General features: G+C 72.7%; 16 protein-coding genes and 1 tRNA gene. 13 read left to right on the top strand and 4 right to left on the bottom strand.

From position 1 onward, the window contains the following. Positions 1-13 precede the first annotated feature (13 nt). A tRNA-Val gene (locus ACZ6J5_RS24045) sits at positions 14-85 on the top strand. 67 nt (positions 86-152) lie between these two features. Here ACZ6J5_RS24045 and ACZ6J5_RS24050 read toward each other — a convergent pair. Next, positions 153-881: an exonuclease domain-containing protein gene (locus ACZ6J5_RS24050; RefSeq protein ID WP_469394702.1), complete on the bottom strand. Its 729-nt coding sequence runs from the start codon at positions 879-881 to the stop codon at positions 153-155. Between the two features lie 121 nt (positions 882-1002). Here ACZ6J5_RS24050 and ACZ6J5_RS24055 point away from each other — a divergent pair, with 121 nt between their 5' ends. The 3 genes from ACZ6J5_RS24055 to thrS all read left to right on the top strand — a co-directional run bounded on the left by ACZ6J5_RS24055 (position 1003) and on the right by thrS (position 4934). Next, positions 1003-1575, top strand: coding sequence for a DUF4365 domain-containing protein (locus tag ACZ6J5_RS24055; protein WP_469394704.1), 573 nt, complete (start codon positions 1003-1005; stop codon positions 1573-1575). Next, the gene (locus ACZ6J5_RS24060) at positions 1575-2774 is read left to right on the top strand and encodes a serine/threonine-protein kinase (protein ID WP_469394705.1); all 1200 of its coding nucleotides are present in this window, start codon (positions 1575-1577) and stop codon (positions 2772-2774) included. Before ACZ6J5_RS24055 ends, ACZ6J5_RS24060 begins: the two co-directional genes overlap by 1 nt. 183 nt (positions 2775-2957) lie before the next feature. Further along, a complete protein-coding gene (gene thrS / locus ACZ6J5_RS24065) occupies positions 2958-4934 on the top strand; it encodes a threonine--tRNA ligase (protein WP_469394707.1) in 1977 nt (658 codons plus the stop codon). A 20-nt stretch (positions 4935-4954) separates the two neighbouring features. Here thrS and ACZ6J5_RS24070 read toward each other — a convergent pair whose 3' ends face one another. Beyond that, the gene (locus ACZ6J5_RS24070) at positions 4955-5641 is read right to left on the bottom strand and encodes a potassium channel family protein (protein WP_469394709.1); all 687 of its coding nucleotides are present in this window, start codon (positions 5639-5641) and stop codon (positions 4955-4957) included. Positions 5642-5706: 65 nt separating this feature from the next. Here ACZ6J5_RS24070 and ACZ6J5_RS24075 point away from each other — a divergent pair, with 65 nt between their 5' ends. Then, on the top strand, positions 5707-6270 hold the full coding sequence (locus tag ACZ6J5_RS24075; RefSeq protein ID WP_469394711.1) for an HIT family protein: 564 nt from the start codon (positions 5707-5709) through the stop codon (positions 6268-6270). Positions 6271-6323: 53 nt separating this feature from the next. Here ACZ6J5_RS24075 and ACZ6J5_RS24080 read toward each other — a convergent pair whose 3' ends face one another. Both ACZ6J5_RS24080 and ACZ6J5_RS24085 read right to left on the bottom strand, forming a co-directional pair. Next, on the bottom strand, positions 6324-7982 hold the full coding sequence (locus tag ACZ6J5_RS24080; RefSeq protein ID WP_469394712.1) for a hypothetical protein: 1659 nt from the start codon (positions 7980-7982) through the stop codon (positions 6324-6326). 231 nt (positions 7983-8213) lie between these two features. After that, positions 8214-10418 (bottom strand): elongation factor G-like protein EF-G2, encoded by a 2205-nt coding sequence (locus ACZ6J5_RS24085; RefSeq protein ID WP_469394714.1) that lies wholly within the window; start codon positions 10416-10418, stop codon positions 8214-8216. 248 nt (positions 10419-10666) lie between these two features. On the opposite strand from ACZ6J5_RS24085, the gene pgsA reads away from it, so the two are divergent. The 8 genes from pgsA to ACZ6J5_RS24125 all read left to right on the top strand — a co-directional run bounded on the left by pgsA (position 10667) and on the right by ACZ6J5_RS24125 (position 17250). Continuing rightward, positions 10667-11326: a phosphatidylinositol phosphate synthase gene (gene pgsA / locus ACZ6J5_RS24090; RefSeq protein WP_469394716.1), complete on the top strand. Its 660-nt coding sequence runs from the start codon at positions 10667-10669 to the stop codon at positions 11324-11326. Further along, the gene (locus ACZ6J5_RS24095) at positions 11323-12264 is read left to right on the top strand and encodes a phosphatidylinositol mannoside acyltransferase (RefSeq protein ID WP_469394718.1); all 942 of its coding nucleotides are present in this window, start codon (positions 11323-11325) and stop codon (positions 12262-12264) included. The genes pgsA and ACZ6J5_RS24095 overlap by 4 nt, the downstream gene beginning before the upstream one ends. Next, positions 12261-13418, top strand: coding sequence for a glycosyltransferase family 4 protein (locus ACZ6J5_RS24100; RefSeq protein WP_469394720.1), 1158 nt, complete (start codon positions 12261-12263; stop codon positions 13416-13418). The genes ACZ6J5_RS24095 and ACZ6J5_RS24100 overlap by 4 nt, the downstream gene beginning before the upstream one ends. A 214-nt stretch (positions 13419-13632) precedes the next feature. Continuing rightward, complete coding sequence (locus ACZ6J5_RS24105) at positions 13633-14256, top strand: MBL fold metallo-hydrolase (protein ID WP_469394722.1); 624 nt, start codon at positions 13633-13635, stop codon at positions 14254-14256. 11 nt (positions 14257-14267) lie between these two features. Next, a complete protein-coding gene (locus tag ACZ6J5_RS24110) occupies positions 14268-14810 on the top strand; it encodes a LemA family protein (protein ID WP_469394724.1) in 543 nt (180 codons plus the stop codon). Positions 14811-14935: 125 nt separating this feature from the next. Next, positions 14936-15841: a pyridoxal 5'-phosphate synthase lyase subunit PdxS gene (pdxS, locus tag ACZ6J5_RS24115; RefSeq protein ID WP_046907504.1), complete on the top strand. Its 906-nt coding sequence runs from the start codon at positions 14936-14938 to the stop codon at positions 15839-15841. A gap of 6 nt (positions 15842-15847) precedes the next feature. After that, positions 15848-16435 carry a pyridoxal 5'-phosphate synthase glutaminase subunit PdxT gene (gene pdxT, locus ACZ6J5_RS24120; protein WP_469394727.1) on the top strand — a complete coding sequence of 196 codons (588 nt, stop codon included), beginning with the start codon at positions 15848-15850 and terminating at the stop codon, positions 16433-16435. 62 nt (positions 16436-16497) lie between these two features. Then, complete coding sequence (locus tag ACZ6J5_RS24125; protein ID WP_469394729.1) at positions 16498-17250, top strand: YebC/PmpR family DNA-binding transcriptional regulator; 753 nt, start codon at positions 16498-16500, stop codon at positions 17248-17250. The last annotated feature ends 106 nt before the right edge of the window (positions 17251-17356 follow it).

A 17356-nucleotide genomic window follows, 5' to 3' on the forward strand; every position in this document is an offset into this window, starting at 1 on the left:
TCAACCCGTTCCCGGGCGATTAGCTCAGCGGGAGAGCACTTCGTTCACACCGAAGGGGTCACTGGTTCGATCCCAGTATCGCCCACCGGGAGAGGCCGGTCCGTCAGCAGACGGACCGGCCTCAGCCTTTTCCGGAGCCCGTCGCGGCGAAGCTACGCCGCCGTCCGCAGCTCCGGGCGCAGCGGCCACGCCGGGTCGACCGTCTCCGGGGTGCCCTGCCGGGTGAACCACGCCTGCAGTCCCCGCGCCTGGGCCGCGTGCCACACCGCCTGCAGGGTGTGCAGCTCGGGCGGCGACAGGCGTTCGAGCCGGGAGGCGAAGCGCCGCCCCACCGACCGTACGACCTCCAGCGCCGCCGAGGCGTCCGCCGCCGCGTCGTGGGCGCCGTCCAGCACCACCCCGTACTGCTCGCACAGATCCGTCAGCGTCCGGCGGCCCTTGCGGTAGCGGTCCAGGTGCTTGTCGAGGACCCGGGGGTCCAGCACGCAGAGCGGGACGCCGTCCATGTAGGTGCCGAGCGAGGAGGCGCGGTGCCGGCGCAGCTCCCGGTCCAGGATGGTCAGGTCGAAGGGGGCGTTCATCACCACCAGGGGCCGCCCCGCCGCGGTCTGCTCGGCTATCGCGCGGCCCAGCTCCTCGACCACCGGCGAGGGCCAGCGCCCGTTGCGCTGGAGGTGATCGTCCGTCAGCCCGTGCACGGCGGTGGCCGCCGCGGGCACCGGGATGCCGGGATTCACCAGCCAGCGGGTCACCCTCGGCCGCATCCCGGCGGCGTCCTGGACGACGAGGGCGGCGGACACGATCCGGTCCTCCTCGACGTCGACTCCCGTGGTCTCCGTGTCGAATGCGGCCAGGGGCCCATCGAACCAGTGCGTCGTCATCCCCGAACTCCTCGCACGTGCGCGGCAGATGGCCAACCCCCTGCCCGAAACGGTGATACCCGGGCTGTTTGCACCGTACGCAAACCGGTCACAACAGAGCTGACGGGGAAGGGATTTCGACATGGCGATCGCCCAGCCCGAATGGGGAGGGCCGCCGGCTCGGGAGGCGGCACCGCTGCGCGGTTCGCTCGCCACCACCGCCTGCATGGAGACCCTCCAGGTGGGGTACCTCCACGCGGTCGCGGCGGCGGCGGGCTGCTCGCTGTCGCAGCCGTTCCCGGACAACGGCATCGACTGGCACGTGAGCCACGGCGCCCCCGGGCACACGGTCGACGACGAGGTGACCATCAAGGTGCAGCTCAAGTGCACCTACCAACTGCCGCCGCGGACCCCTGGCGGGTCCCCGGCGTTCTCCTTCACCCTGGACAACGAGCACGTGGTGAAGCTGGCCCGGACCCCCGTGGCCGTGCACAAGATCCTGGTCGTGATGCTCGTGCCGCGCGACCGGGAGGACTGGCTGCGGGCCGGCCACGACCGGCTGGACCTGCGGCACTGCTGCTACTGGATCAACCTGGCCGGTCACCCGGTCACGGGACGGCGCAGGACCACCGTGCGCGTCCCGACGACGCGGATCTTCGACGACCGGGCGCTCTGCGAGATCATGGCCCGGGTCGGCGTGGGAGGGAGTCCCTGATGCGGCCGATCGACGAACCCGACCCCGGCGCGGTGGACCCGAGGGTGCTCGGCGCGCTGCTCGCCCGGCACGGCTGGCGGCGGCACGGCGGCGCCAACGGCCGCTACACCCGCTGGGCGCCGCCCGGACCCGAGACCGGCTCCCGGGGCACCAGCCTGTTGCTGCCGGAGAGCCGGGCCTTCCCGGACTGCGAGGACCTGGTCGGCGAGGCGCTGACCGCGCTCGCCCGCAGCGGCTCGCCCTCGGCCCGTGAGGTGCTGACCGGGCTCGCCGCCCCCGGCGACGAGATCCGCTGGTGGCGCGATGTGCCGCCGGGGCCGACCGGGGCCGTGCCCTGGCCGGTGGAGGAGCGGCTGCGCTCCGCCGCGCGCGCGACGCTGCTGGCCGGCGCCCTCGCCGTGCGGGCCCGGGCCGGCTACCACGGGGCGCGGCACCGGCGGCGGGCCGAGGCCGCGCTGGACGAGGTCGTCGTCCACGGCACCCCCGGCGGCGGGCTCACCGCCTTCCTGCCCGTGGACGCCGGCCGGGCCGTCGCCACGCGGCTCTACCACGCGCTGTACGCGGCCCGGGAGGCCGTGGACTACCAGCGGGCGACCGGCGGCATGGAGGCCTTCGACTCCGCCGTCGAGGCCGGGGTGAGCCGGGAGCTCACCGAGGCCCTGGTGGCGCTGGTGCGGGGGACCGAAGGCGCCGGGATCGTGCTGGCCTGGTCCCCGGCGGCCGGCACCCCGGCCGGCTGCGCCGTCCGGCCGGAGCCCGTCGAGTTCTCGCCCGGCGACCTGCCCGCGCTGCGCGCGGCCGGCGCGCGCTATCTGGCCGACGAGCCCTCCGTACCGGTGCGGATCACCGGCAGCGTGGTCCGGATGCGCCGCTCCGGCCCGCACGGCGAGGGCACCGTGCGGCTGCGGGTGCTGGCCGGGGCGGACGTGCGGCACGTCCGGGTCGGCCTCGACGAGGACGCCTACCGGACCGCCGGGCACGCCCATCTGGTCGGGCTGCCGATCCGGGTGGCGGGCCGGCTGGAGAGCCGAGGTGGCTTCCGGCGGCTCGTCGACCCGAGCGGGGTGGTCCCGGTGCGGGTGGACGAGGCGGTGCGGGAGCGCCTGATGAAGTCGACGGGGGAGACCCGGGAGACGCTCGGTGGCGAGGAGGACGACCTCTTCGGGGACGGCGGGGAGGGCTGCGGCGGGGACGGCTGAGGGCCTCCGGGCTCAAGGGGGGCGCGGCTGACCTGGGCCAGGACGCCGGGCGGCGGGAAATGCGGAGGGGCCGGGGACGCGGGTCCCGGTAGGATCGGGGTCCTGCGCGGCACCTCGTCTCTGCCGCGCACCGCCGGCGCCGGCACCTCGTGTCTGCCAGCGCCCCTATGTATGGAGCGTTTCGTGTCTGAAGTCCGTGTGACCGTCCAGTCCGCCTCGGGAGCAGAGGAGAGGGCGGTGAGCGCGGGCACCACGGCCGGCGCCCTGTTCGCCGACGACCGCACCGTGATCGCCGCCCGGGTCGCGGGCGAGCTGAAGGACCTGGCGTACGAGCTCGCCGACGGCGATGTCGTCGAGGGGGTGGAGATCTCCTCGCCGGACGGTCTCGACATCCTGCGCCACTCCACCGCGCACGTCATGGCCCAGGCCGTGCAGGAGCTCTTCCCCGAGGCCAAGCTGGGCATCGGCCCGCCGGTCCGGGACGGTTTCTACTACGACTTCGACGTCGAGAAGCCCTTCACTCCCGAGGACCTCAAGGTCATCGAGAAGAAGATGCAGGAGATCCAGAAGCGCGGCCAGCGCTTCTCCCGCCGCGTGGTCACCGACGAGGCCGCCCGCGAGGAGCTCGCCGCCGAGCCGTACAAGCTGGAGCTCATCGGCATCAAGGGCTCCGCGTCGACCGACGACGGGGCGAACGTCGAGGTGGGCGGCGGCGAGCTGACCATCTACGACAACCTGGACGCCAAGACCGGCGAGCTGTGCTGGAAGGACCTGTGCCGCGGTCCCCACCTGCCGACCACCCGGAACATCCCGGCGTTCAAGCTGATGCGCAACGCCGCCGCCTACTGGCGCGGCAGCGAGAAGAACCCCATGCTCCAGCGCATCTACGGCACCGCGTGGCCGTCGAAGGAGGAGCTGAAGGCCCACCTCGACTTCCTCGCGGAGGCCGAGAAGCGCGACCACCGCAAGCTCGGCAACGAGCTGGACCTGTTCTCCATCCCGGACGAGATCGGCTCCGGCCTCGCCGTCTTCCACCCCAAGGGCGGCATCATCCGCCGGGTCATGGAGGACTACTCGCGCCGCCGGCACGAGGAGGAGGGCTACGAGTTCGTCTACTCCCCGCACGCCACCAAGGGCGCCCTCTTCGAGAAGAGCGGTCACCTGGACTGGTACGCGGAGGGCATGTACCCGCCGATGCAGCTCGACGGTGGTACCGACTACTACCTCAAGCCCATGAACTGCCCGATGCACAACCTGATCTTCGACGCGCGCGGGCGCTCCTACCGTGAGCTGCCGCTGCGCCTGTTCGAGTTCGGCACCGTGTACCGGTACGAGAAGTCCGGCGTCGTGCACGGTCTGACCCGGGCCCGGGGCTTCACCCAGGACGACGCGCACATCTACTGCACCCGCGAGCAGATGGCCGAGGAGCTCGACCGGACCCTCACCTTCGTGCTCAACCTGCTGCGCGACTACGGTCTGACCGACTTCTACCTGGAGCTGTCCACCAAGGACCCGGAGAAGTTCGTCGGCTCCGACGAGGTCTGGGAGGAGGCCACCGCGGTCCTCCAGCAGGTCGCCGAGAAGCAGGGCCTGCCGCTCACCCCCGACCCGGGCGGTGCCGCGTTCTACGGCCCGAAGATCTCGGTGCAGGCGCGCGACGCCATCGGCCGGACCTGGCAGATGTCGACCGTGCAGCTGGACTTCAACCTGCCGGAGCGCTTCAACCTGGAGTACACCGCGCCGGACGGCTCCCGCCAGCGCCCGGTCATGATCCACCGTGCGCTGTTCGGCTCCATCGAGCGGTTCTTCGCTGTGCTCCTGGAGCACTACGCGGGCGCCATGCCGCCGTGGCTGGCCCCGGTGCAGGCGGTCGGCATCCCGATCGGCGACGCGCACATCGAGTACCTGCAGGAGTTCGCCGCCGAGGCGAAGAGGAAGGGCCTGCGGGTCGAGGTGGACGCGTCCTCCGACCGTATGCAGAAGAAGATCCGCAACCAGCAGCGCCAGAAGGTGCCGTTCATGATCATCGTTGGTGACGAGGACATGGCGGCGGGCACGGTCTCGTTCCGCTACCGCGACGGTTCGCAGGAGAACGGAGTCCCGCGCGACCAGGCGCTGGCCAAGCTCGTCGAGGTCGTCGAGAGCCGCGTCCAGGTCTGATCCGAGGACGCCGAGGCGGGCTAAGGGGCCCCCGGGGTACTCCCCGGGGGCCCCTTCTCGTCCTCCCGGGTGAACGCCTGGATCAGCCAGGACGAGAAGGAGCCCGTCACCGCCCCCAGCAGGGCCAGGCCCACGCCCATCAGCCCCACCGCCGTCAGCCGGCCCATCGGGGTCACCGGGGTCACGTCCCCGTAGCCGACCGTCGCCAGCGTCGCGCAGGTCAGCCACACCGCGTCGCCGAAGGTGCGGATCGAGGCGTCCGGGGCGGCGTACTCGAAGTGGTAGACGGTCAGCGCCCCCGCGAAGCCCAGCAGCCCCGCCGTCATCCCCGCGTACGCCATGACCCGGGCGTACAGGCTCAGGCGCGGCTTGTCGCGGCGGCGCTGCACCCGGTCGTAGACGCTGACGATCCGCAGCGGGCGCAGCAGGGGCAGGACCACGACCACCGTGTCGAGCAGGTGGTGGCGCACGAAGCGCAGTACCCCGGTGCCGCTCAGCCGGACCCGCACCACGTAGTCGACGAGGAAGACCGCCCAGGCGGCGAAGGTCAGCGCGAGACAGAGGTCCTTCACCGGCCCCGGCAGGTGGTGGCCGAGGATCCGCACCGCGTAACCGGCGAGGTAGACCAGGGCCATCACCGTGAGCGGGGTCTCCATCCGGCTGTCCCAGCGCTCCTGGGCGGGCGGTACCGGCGGCCTGTCTCTCATCGGTTCAGCATGGCCCCTGGACGGATCCCGCGCCCCGGCGACACGATCCGAACGGGCGAAGCAATATGCTGCACAGCATGACGACTGAGCCGGAGCAGCAGATCGGAGTGGGGACGCAGGACGCGTTCCAGCGCCTGTGGACGCCCCACCGGATGGCCTACATCCAGGGGGAGAACAAGCCGAGCGGACCGGGCGCCGAGGACGGCTGTCCCTTCTGTTCGATCCCCGCGAAGTCGGACGAGGACGGTCTGGTGATCGCGCGCGGCGAGAGCGTGTACGCGGTCCTCAACCTCTACCCGTACAACGGCGGGCACCTGATGGTCGTCCCGTACCGGCACGTCGCCGACTACACCGACCTCGACGCGGCGGAGACCGCGGAGCTCGCCGAGTTCACCAAGCGGGCCATGGCCGCGCTGCGTGCCGCGTCCGGCGCGCACGGCTTCAACATCGGCATGAACCAGGGCTCGGTCGCGGGCGCCGGCATCGCCGCCCATCTGCACCAGCACGTCGTGCCCCGCTGGGGCGGCGACACCAACTTCATGCCGGTCGTCGGGCACACGAAGGTGCTGCCGCAGCTCCTCGCCGACACCCGGAGGATGCTGGCCGACGCCTGGTCGGCCGGGGCCTGATCACGGGCCGGTCCCCGGCCGGGCGCCCGCCCGGCCGGGGACCGGACGTCCCGCTACGCGTCGTACTGGTCGGCCCGCTTCGGGCCGGGGTCCTGGATGCCGCCGCTGAGGGCCAGCGAGCGGTTGGTGAAGCGCTCGGTGTCGACGCCGTGGTCGTCGAGCACCTTGATGGTCGCGGCGTGGACCGCGCGCAGCACGGGCGTCGCGGTGCGGATGGCGTCGTCGGCCATGAAGCGGTTCTTCCACGGCGCGCCCGCCCAGGAGTGCCGCAGGCCGAAGGGCTCGGGCAGGACCAGCTTGCCGCCGAGGAAGTCCAGGACCGGCGGGAACCAGGTCAGCGGGGCGCGGACGGCCTGCCGGACCACCTCGTCGGTGCCGGTCAGCGGCAGCTTGATCTCCCGGGTCTCCCAGAACCTGACGGTCTTGGAGACCTCCTTCGTCTTCGCCTTGGGCTTGCTCATGAAGAGGCCGTGGACCGGGCCGAGGGCGTGGCCCGTGACCTCGACGCGCAGGGTGTGGTGCAGCGAGGTCACGGTGACCATCATGGTGAGGACCAGCTGCCCGTCCCAGAGCGTGAACTGCACGCCCAGGTAGTGGCGGTTGCCGCTGCCGAACTGCTGGTCGTTGCAGATGCGCTGTATCTCGTGCGGCTTCACCTGGAAGGCGACGATGTTCTCGCCCTCGGGGCGGCCGACCTCGTCGGCGCCCTCGCCGACCGGCGAGACGATCCAGTGCTTGACGGTCGGCTTGGGGAAGCCGGTCTTCAGCGAGCCGCGCTCCAGCAGCGTCAGCTGGGTGTGGATCTCGCGGACCACGTCCCAGGCGCGGAAGTCGTGGATCTCCTTGCCGTTCTTCGGGACCAGCTCCTCGGCGAGGGTCCAGCTGCCCCAGCGGGTGCCCATGCCCAGTATCCCCTTGGGGCCCGCGTAGAAGACGACGTTGGACTGCTGCTCGGCGGAGAGCTTCTCCAGGTTCTGCCGGAGCTCCTCGGCGGTCTTCTCGCCCGGGTCCTGGGGCACCGCCTCGGGAATCTTGGCGCCGATGCCGCCGCCGCCGAGCAGCGCGGTCCAGCGCTCGCGCAGGTCCACGGCGGTGTTCTCGCAGATCCGGCGGGCCAGGTACCAGCCGATCACCGGGGCCACGATCATGGCGCGCAGATAGTTGGGCAGCACGCCGTCGAAGGGCAGCTTCAGGAGCACCAGGAAGGCGAAGACGCCGGCGGCGACCAGCACGGCCGTCCCGATGGCGCTGGTGCGGCGGTTGTCGGAGCCGGCGGCGATCCGGCGCAGCTGGATGACGCCCAGCCAGAGCAGCAGCCCCGGCAGGAACAGCACCCCGCACACCAGGGTGACCAGGGTGAGCTTCACGTCCCGCCGCCTGCGGATGCCGCTGGCGGCGAGGCAGTGCTCCACCACGGGCTGCGGGTCGGCGCCGAAGGACTGGATGAGCGGCTTGCGGGCGCCGCCCAGCATCCGCACCTGCACGGCGCGGGAGAACGCCTCGCCGAGGTCGGGGTGGAAGAGCTTGTGCCACTTGCCTTCCTTGACGGCGGACTTGTGCCACTCGCTGTTGGCGTCCAGGATCGCCCCGACCGGGCTGTCGCGGTACGCGGCGGACGCGAGGGCGGCGGTCGCCGCCGTCTGCGCGTCCGAGCCCTGCAGGGGAATCTGCGCCCCGATGCCGAAACTGCCGATCGTCACTGCCGCCCCCATCACCACGGTCCCTGTGCGGGCTGTTCCCAACTGCCGCGCCCCGCACACCTTCTGAGCTGGGCACCACAGCGTAACCGGGCGGCGACTCGTGCGTCACCGGACCGGACGAAGGCGGCCGAATGCCGTCCGCCCGGAGGGAGTTGGGCGGGCGGCGTTCGGGGCGCGGCGGGCCGGCGCGGGGCGGTGCCCGGGCGGGCGGGGCCGTGCGGGGCTGGACGGGGCCGTCAGGTGTTACCCCTTATCCGCCTGTTCGCGCAGCTTGTCCGCCACCTGCGGGGGCATCGCCTCGTGCCGCGCGTACGCCCGGCCGAAGCTGCCCGTGCCGTGCGAGACCGAGCGCAGGTCCACCGCGTACCGCCCGATCTCGATCTCCGGCACCTCCGCCCGCACCAAGGTCCGCCCGGTGCCCGCCGGTTCGGTGCCGACCACCCGGCCGCGCCGCCCCGACAGGTCGCCCATCACCGGGCCCACGTACGCGTCCGGCACCAGCACCGACACCTCCGCGACCGGCTCCAGGAGATGGATCGGCACCTCCTCCGCCGCCTCCCGCAGGGCCAGCGCGCCCGCCGTCTGGAACGCCGCGTCCGAGGAGTCCACCGCGTGCGCCTTGCCGTCGCGCAGGGTGACCCGGACGTCCACCAGCGGATGGCCCAGGGCGACCCCGCGCGCCGCCTGCGCCCGGACCCCCTTCTCCACGGAGGCGATGAACTGCCTCGGCACCGCGCCGCCGACCACCCTGTCCACGAACTCGATCCCGCTGCCCGGCGGCAGCGGCTCCACCTCGATCTCGCAGACCGCGTACTGGCCGTGCCCGCCGGACTGCTTCACGTGCCGCCCGCGCCCGGTCGCCGCCCCGCCGAAGGTCTCCCGCAGCGCCACCCGGTGCGGAACGGTGTCCACCTGCACGCCGTAGCGGCCCCGCAGCCGCTCCAGGGCCACCTCCGCGTGCGCCTCGCCCAGGCACCACAGCACGAGCTGGCGGGTGTCCCGGTTCTGTTCGAGCCGCATCGTCGGGTCCTCGGCCACCAGCCGCGCCAGCCCCTGCGACAGCTTGTCCTCGTCCGCCTTGCCGTGCGCCTCGATCGCCAGCGGCAGCAGCGGCTCCGGCATCGCCCACGGCTCCATCAGCAGCGGCAGGTCCTTCGCGGACAGCGTGTCGCCGGTCTCCGCGCGCGCCAGCCGGCCCACACAGGCCAGATCGCCCGCGACGCACTGCGGGACGGGCCGCTGCTGCCTGCCGAAGGGCGAGGTCAGCGCGCCGATCCGTTCGTCGAGATCGTGGTCCTCGTGGCCCCGGTCGGCGAGCCCGTGCCCCGACACGTGCACGGTCTCGTCCGGGCGCAGGGTGCCGGAGAAGACCCGGACCAGCGAGAGCCGCCCCGCGTACGGATCCGAGGAGGTCTTCACCACCTCGGCGACCAGCGGCCCGTCCGGGTCGCAGGACAGGGCCGGACCCGGCGCGCCCTCCGGGGTGGTGACCCGGGGCGCCGGGCGCTCCAGCGGGGTGGGGAAGCCGCCCGTGACCAGGTCGAGCAGCTCGACCGTGCCGAGCCCCTGCCGGCCGCCGTCCGCCGCCGGGGCGGCGGCCAGCACCGGGTGGAAGGTGCCCCGCGCGACCGCCTTCTCCAGGTCGTCCACGAGGGTCTTCAGCTCGATCTCCGCGCCGCCGAGGTAGCGGTCCATCAGGGTCTCGTCCTCGCTCTCCGCGATGATCCCCTCGATCAGGCGGGCGCGGGCCTCGGCGAGCGCCGGGCGCTGCGCCTCGTCGGGCGGGTCCTCGCGGCGCTCGCCCGTCGCGTAGTCGAAGATCCGCTCCGTGAGCAGCCCCACCAGGCCGGTGACCGGGGCGTGCCCGTCGGCGCCCTCGGGGCCCCGCACGGGCAGGTAGAGCGGGAGGACGGCGTCGGGGTCGTCGCCGCCGAACAGCTCCGCGCACACCTCCGTGAGCCGTCCGAAGTCGGTGCGGGCGGTGTCCAGGTGGGTCACCACGATCGCCCGGGGCATCCCGACGGCGGCGCACTCCTCCCAGACCGCGCGGGTCGCCCCGGCGACGGCGTCGGCCTCCTGGGCCGCCGAGACGACGAAGAGGGCCGCGTCCGCCGCGCGCAGACCGGCCCTCAGCTCCCCGACGAAGTCGGCGTACCCGGGGGTGTCGAGGAGGTTGATCTTGTACCCGCCCCAGGCGAGGGGGACGAGGGAGAGCTGTACGGAGCGCTGGCGGCGCCGCTCGATCTCGTCGTGGTCGGAGACCGTCCCGCCGTCCTCGACGCGCCCGGCCCGGTTGACCGCTCCGGCGGTCTGGGCCAGGGCCTCGACGAGGGTCGTCTTGCCCGATCCGCTGTGGCCGACCAGCACCACGTTCCGTACGCCCGAGGGCCGGTCGGCCGTCGGGGCCCTGCCCGCGGCTCCGGTGTGCGCGTTCGCCTTGTCGCCCATGATGTCTTCCTCCCGGCTGTGAGAGGGGTGCCCGTGGTCGTCCTTCGAGCTTTGCACCGACGTCACGGTGCGTCCATACGTCGTACGCCGGCGGGCCGGGCGGCGGGCGGGGCGGTGGGCCGACCGTGCGGAATCCGCGGCACGGGCGCCGCGGGCGGGTGCCGACGCTCCCGAGGGGGCGCGCGTGGCTACGATGGGTGAGCCGGTGGTCGTAGGGGCCGCGCGGCCCACCGAACCTCGGGAAGGCCATGCTGAACAAGTACGCGCGTGCCTTTTTTACGCGTGTCCTCACACCGTTCGCCGCGTTTCTGCTCCGTCGGGGCGTCAGTCCCGACGCCGTGACGCTCATCGGTACCGCCGGGGTGGTGGCCGGCGCGCTGGTCTTCTTCCCGCGCGGGGAGTTCTTCTGGGGCACGATCGTCATCACGCTGTTCGTCTTCTCGGACCTCGTCGACGGCAACATGGCCCGCCAGGCGGGCATCTCCAGCCGCTGGGGCGCGTTCCTCGACTCCACGCTCGACCGGGTGGCCGACGGCGCCATCTTCGGCGGCTTCGCGCTCTACTACGCGGGCTGGGGCCACGACAACGTCCTGTGCGCCGTCGCGATCTTCTGCCTGGCGAGCGGCCAGGTCGTGTCGTACACCAAGGCGCGCGGAGAGGCGATCGGCCTGCCGGTCGCCGTGAACGGCCTGGTCGAGCGCGCCGAGCGCCTGGTGATCTCGCTGGTCGCCGCCGGACTCGCCGGACTGCACGCCTTCGGGGTGCCCGGCGTGCAGGTCCTGCTGCCCATCGCGCTGTGGGTCGTGGCCGTCGGCTCGGCGGTCACCCTGGGCCAGCGCGTCGTGACGGTCCGCCGGGAGGCCGCCGAGGCGGACGCCGCCGCGCGCGGGAGCGAGGCGGCCGGATGAGCGGGGACGCCACCGCCGGGAAGAGCGGTCTCAAGGACCGCGTCTCCGACGGGCTCTACGGGCTCGGCTGGGCCACCGTGAAGAAGCTGCCCGAGCCGGTCGCCAAGGCCCTCGGGCGCACGATCGCCGACTTCGCCTGGAAGCGGCGCGGCAAGAGCGTCCTGCGCCTGGAGTCCAACCTCGCGCGGGTCGTGCCCGACGCCTCCCCGGAGCGCCTGCGGGAGCTCTCCCAGGCCGGGATGCGCTCGTACATGCGCTACTGGATGGAGTCGTTCCGGCTCCCCGCCTGGAGCAAGGAGCGGGCCGCCGGCAGCTTCGACCCCAAGGACGTCCACCACCTCAAGGACGCCCTCGCCTCCAAGCACGGCGTCATCGTCGCCCTGCCGCACATGGGCAACTGGGACCTCGCCGGGGTCTGGGTCACCCGCGCCCTCGGCGTGCCCTTCACCACCGTCGCCGAGCGGCTCAAGCCCGAGTCGCTGTTCGACCGGTTCGTCGCCTACCGCGAGTCCCTCGGCATGGAGGTGCTGCCGCACACCGGCGGCTCCGCCTTCGGGACCCTGGCGCGGCGGCTGCGGGCCGGCGGGCTCGTCTGCCTCGTCGCCGACCGCGACCTGTCGGCGTCCGGCGTCGAGGTCTCCTTCTTCGGCGAGCCGGTCCGGATGCCCGCGGGGCCCGCGATCCTCGCCCAGCAGACGGGGGCGCTGCTGCTGCCCGTGACCCTCTGGTACGACGACACCGACGTCATGCGCGGACAGATCCACGCACCCGTCGACGTGCCCGAGTCAGGTACCCGGGCCGAGAAGACGTCCTCCATGACACAGGCCCTCGCGGACGTCTTCGCCGGGGGCATCGCGGACCACCCGGAGGACTGGCACATGCTGCAGCGGCTGTGGCTCGCTGACCTGGAGGAGCGGCGGGAGGACCGGGCGGCGTGAAGATCGGCATCGTCTGCCCGTACTCCTGGGACGTGCCGGGCGGCGTCCAGTTCCACATCCGCGACCTCGCCGAGCACCTCATCCGGCTCGGCCACGAGGTCTCCGTGCTCGCGCCCGCCGACGACGAGACGCCGCTGCCGCCGTACGTCGTCTCCGCCGGGCGCGCGGTGCCCGTGCCGTACAACGGCTCCGTGGCCCGGCTCAACTTCGGCTTCCTGTCGGCGGCCCGGGTGCGGCGGTGGCTGCACGACGGGACCTTCGACGTCGTGCACATCCACGAGCCCACCTCGCCCTCGCTCGGGCTGCTCACCTGCTGGGCGGCGCAGGGGCCGATCGTGGCCACCTTCCACACGTCGAACCCGCGCTCGCGCGCGATGATCGCCGCGTATCCGATCCTCCAGCCGGCGCTGGAGAAGATCAGCGCGCGGATCGCCGTGAGCGAGTACGCGCGGCGCACCCTCGTCGAGCACCTCGGCGGCGACGCCGTCGTCATCCCCAACGGCGTCGACGTCGACTTCTTCGCCCGCGCGGAGCCGAAGAAGGAGTGGCAGGGCGGCACGCTCGGGTTCATCGGGCGCATCGACGAGCCGCGCAAGGGGCTTCCGGTGCTGATGCGGGCCCTGCCGAAGATCCTCGCGGCCCGGCCCGGGACGCGGCTGCTCGTCGCCGGGCGCGGCGACGAGGAGGAGGCCGTGGCCTCGCTGCCGCGCGAGATGCGCTCGCGGGTCGAGTTCCTCGGCATGGTCAGCGACGAGGACAAGGCGCGGCTGCTGCGCAGCGTCGACGTGTACGTGGCGCCCAACACGGGCGGCGAGAGCTTCGGCATCATCCTCGTCGAGGCGCTGTCGGCGGGCGCGCCCGTGCTCGCCGCCGACCTCGACGCCTTCGCGCAGGTCCTCGACCAGGGCGGGGCGGGACAGCTCTTCGCCAACGAGGACGCGGACGACCTCGCGGAGCAGGCGATCCGGCTGCTGGGCGACGAGGCGCGGCGCGAGGAGCTGCGGGAGCGCGGGTCCGCGCACGTGCGGCGGTTCGACTGGTCGACGGTCGGGGCGGACATCCTCGCCGTGTACGAGACGGTGACGGACGGGGCGGCTTCGGTGGCCACGGACGAGCGGGCCGGCGGGGGGCTGCGGGCGCGGCTGGGGCTGTAGGGCCCGCTCCGTCGCGGCTCCGCAGCCGGTCGGCCGTGGTGACCGGCGTCGTGCCGCGACGGCCCCCGGTACCTCCGCGTGGGGGTGTCCGGACCGCGACCTCCGCTGCGCTGCGCTCGCTCCGGGCGCCGACACGTCCGGACACCGCCACGCTCCGGCACCGGGGGCCTCCCCGCCGTTGTCGGCCGTCGGTGCGTCGTGGGAGCGTGGGGCGATGATCTCTGTGGAGACGCTCGATCTCGGGTACTTCGTCCGGCCCGCCGAGGAGTGGGGCGGTGACCGGGAGCGGGTGGAGCCCTCGCTGGCCTATGTGGTGCGGTGGGAGGGCGGGTCCCTGTTGTTCGACAGCGGGATGGGGGAGGGGTCCGCCGAGACCGATGCCCACTACCGGCCGGTGCGGCGGGCCTTGGACGTCGCGGTGGACCTGGTGGTCAACTGCCATCTGCACTTCGACCACATCGGCGGCAACCGGGCCCTCGGGCGGCCCGTGCTCGTGCAGCGGGGGGAGCTCGCCACGGCCCGGGGCGGCGGGTACACGATCGACGCGCTGCTCGACGGCGTGCGGTACGTGGAGGTCGACGGCGAGCACGAGGTCGCCGACGGGGTGCGGCTTCTGCCCACGCCCGGTCATGTCGACGGGCACCAGTCGCTGGTGCTCGACCACGGGGACCGGGTGACGGTGCTCGCGGGGCAGGCGTACGACGTCGCGGCGGAGTTCGGGCGGCCCTGGCGGCCCTGGCTCGGGCGGCTGGGGGAGCTCGGCGCGGGGCGGCCCGCGCGTGTCCTGTTCGCCCATGACCGGGAGGTTTGGGAAGGGGTGCTGCCGCCGTCCCGGTAGCCTGTGCGCCCGTGACCGAAACCCTGATCTGGACCGTCGCCGCGCTCATTCTGATCGGCGTCTACCTGAGTTGGACCGCCGGCCGGCTCGACCGGCTGCACACCCGCATCGACGCGGCGCGCGCCGCGCTCGACGCGCAGTTGCTGCGGCGGGCCTCGGTCGCCCAGGAGCTCGCCACCTCGGGGGTGCTCGATCCGGCGGCGTCGATCGTGCTGTACGAGGCGGCGCACGCGGCCCGGCAGTCGGAGGAGGACCACCGGGAGGTCGCCGAGAGCGAGCTCAGCCAGGCGCTGCGGGCCGTGTTCGGGGAGGCCGAGCAGGTCGAGGTGGTGCGGGCGGCGCCCGGCGGAGAGGAGGCCGCCGGGGAGCTGGCCGCGGCCGTGCGCCGGGTGCCGATGGCGCGCCGCTTCCACAACGACGCCGTACGGGCCGCGCGGGCGCTGCGCCGCCACCGCAAGGTGCGCTGGTTCCGGCTGGCGGGCCACGCCCCGTTCCCGCTGGCCTTCGAAATGGATGACGAGCCGCCCGTGGCGCTTGCGGATCGTCCCGCCTGAGCCCTTGGCGCCTTCGTTACCTGCGAAAACGATCCACCGGCTGCACATTGGCCCTTGCTGTGGCCCCTAGATGGCCGGTTTCCTCGTCTCGTCAACAACCCCCGTTGTCACCGAGTGAGGTACCCATGTCCAGCACCCCGCAGTCCGCCGACGCGATCGGCACCTCCCGCGTCAAGCGCGGCATGGCCGAGCAGCTCAAGGGCGGCGTGATCATGGACGTGGTCAACGCCGAGCAGGCGAAGATCGCCGAGGACGCCGGCGCCGTGGCCGTCATGGCCCTGGAGCGGGTCCCCGCCGACATCCGCAAGGACGGCGGCGTCGCGCGGATGTCCGACCCGAACATGATCGAGGAGATCATCGGCGCGGTCTCCATCCCGGTCATGGCCAAGTCCCGCATCGGCCACTTCGTCGAGGCGCAGGTCCTCCAGTCGCTGGGCGTCGACTACATCGACGAGTCCGAGGTCCTCACCCCGGCCGACGAGGTCAACCACTCCGACAAGTGGGCCTTCACGACCCCCTTCGTCTGCGGTGCCACCAACCTGGGCGAGGCCCTGCGCCGCATCGCCGAGGGCGCGGCCATGATCCGCTCCAAGGGCGAGGCCGGCACCGGCAACGTCGTCGAGGCCGTCCGCCACCTGCGCCAGATCAAGAACGAGATCGCCAAGCTGCGCGGCTTCGACAACAACGAGCTGTACGCCGCCGCCAAGGAGCTGCGCGCCCCGTACGAGCTCGTCAAGGAGGTCGCCGAGCTCGGCAAGCTGCCGGTCGTGCTGTTCTCCGCCGGTGGCGTCGCCACCCCGGCCGACGCCGCGCTGATGCGCCAGCTCGGCGCCGAGGGCGTCTTCGTCGGCTCCGGCATCTTCAAGTCGGGCGACCCGGCCAAGCGCGCCGCCGCCATCGTGAAGGCCACCACCTTCTACGACGACCCGAAGGTCATCGCGGACGCCTCCCGCAACCTGGGCGAGGCCATGGTCGGCATCAACTGCGACACCCTGCCCGAGGCCGAGCGCTACGCGAACCGGGGCTGGTAAGCACCCATGAGCACTCCCGTGATCGGTGTCCTGGCGCTCCAGGGCGACGTACGGGAGCACCTGATCGCCCTGGCCTCGGCGGACGCCGTGGCCAGGCCCGTCAGGCGCCCCGAGGAGCTCGCCGAGGTCGACGGTCTCGTCCTCCCCGGCGGGGAGTCCACCACCATCTCCAAGCTCGCCGTGCTGTTCGGCCTGATGGAGCCGCTGCGCGAGCGGATCGCGGGCGGCATGCCCGTGTACGGCACCTGCGCCGGCCTGATCATGCTCGCCGACAAGATCCTCGACCCGCGCTCGGGCCAGGAGACCTTCGGCGGCATCGACATGATCGTGCGCCGCAACGCCTTCGGGCGGCAGAACGAGTCCTTCGAGGCGGGCGTGACCGTGGCGGGGATCGACACCCCCGTCGAGGGCGTCTTCATCCGCGCCCCGTGGGTCGAGTCGGTCGGCGCGGACGTCGAGGTGCTCGCCGAGCACGACGGCCACATCGTCGCCGTACGGCAGGGGCGGGCCCTCGCGACCTCGTTCCACCCCGAGCTGACCGGTGACCACCGGATCCACGAGCTGTTCGTGGCGATGGTGCGCGCCGAGGGGTGACACGATCCTTGTAGGATCTCTGGGGTTCGTTCAGTAATGGGTTACGCGAAGGAGACAGGCAGATGTCCGGCCACTCTAAATGGGCTACGACGAAGCACAAGAAGGCCGTGATCGATGCCAAGCGCGGCAAGCTCTTCGCGAAGCTGATCAAGAACATCGAGGTCGCGGGACGCACCGGCGGTGCCGACCCCGAGGGCAACCCGACGCTCTACGACGCCATCCAGAAGGCCAAGAAGGCGTCCGTTCCGAACAAGAACATCGACTCGGCGATCAAGCGTGCCGCGGGCCTTGAGGCCGGCGGCGCCGACTACGAGACGATCATGTACGAGGGCTACGGCCCGAACGGTGTCGCGGTGCTCATCGAGTGCCTCACCGACAACCGCAACCGCGCCGCCTCCGACGTGCGCGTCGCCATGACCCGCAACGGCGGCTCCATGGCCGACCCGGGCTCCGTCTCGTACCTGTTCAACCGCAAGGGCGTCGTCGTGCTCCCCAAGGGCGAGCTGACCGAGGACGACGTCCTCGGCGCGGTCCTTGACGCGGGCGCCGAGGAGGTCAACGACCTCGGCGAGTCCTTCGAGGTCATCAGCGAGGCCACCGACCTGGTCGCGGTCCGCTCCGCGCTCCAGGCGGCCGGCATCGACTACGACTCGGCCGAGTCCAGCTTCGTCCCGACCATGCAGGTCGAGCTCGACGAGGACGGCGCGCGCAAGATGTTCAAGCTGATCGACGCGCTGGAGGACAGCGACGACGTGCAGAACGTCTTCGCCAACTTCGACGTCAGCGACGAGGTCATGGAGAAGGTCGACGCCTGAGCGCGACCCATCCCGGCAGCGGGGGGGGGGGGGGGGGGGCCCCCCCCCCCCCCCCCGGGGGGGGGGGGGGGGGGGGGGGAAGCGGAAAAAAAGTGAGAGTTTAGAT

This window comes from Streptomyces sp. NPDC042100 (assembly GCF_055582325.1).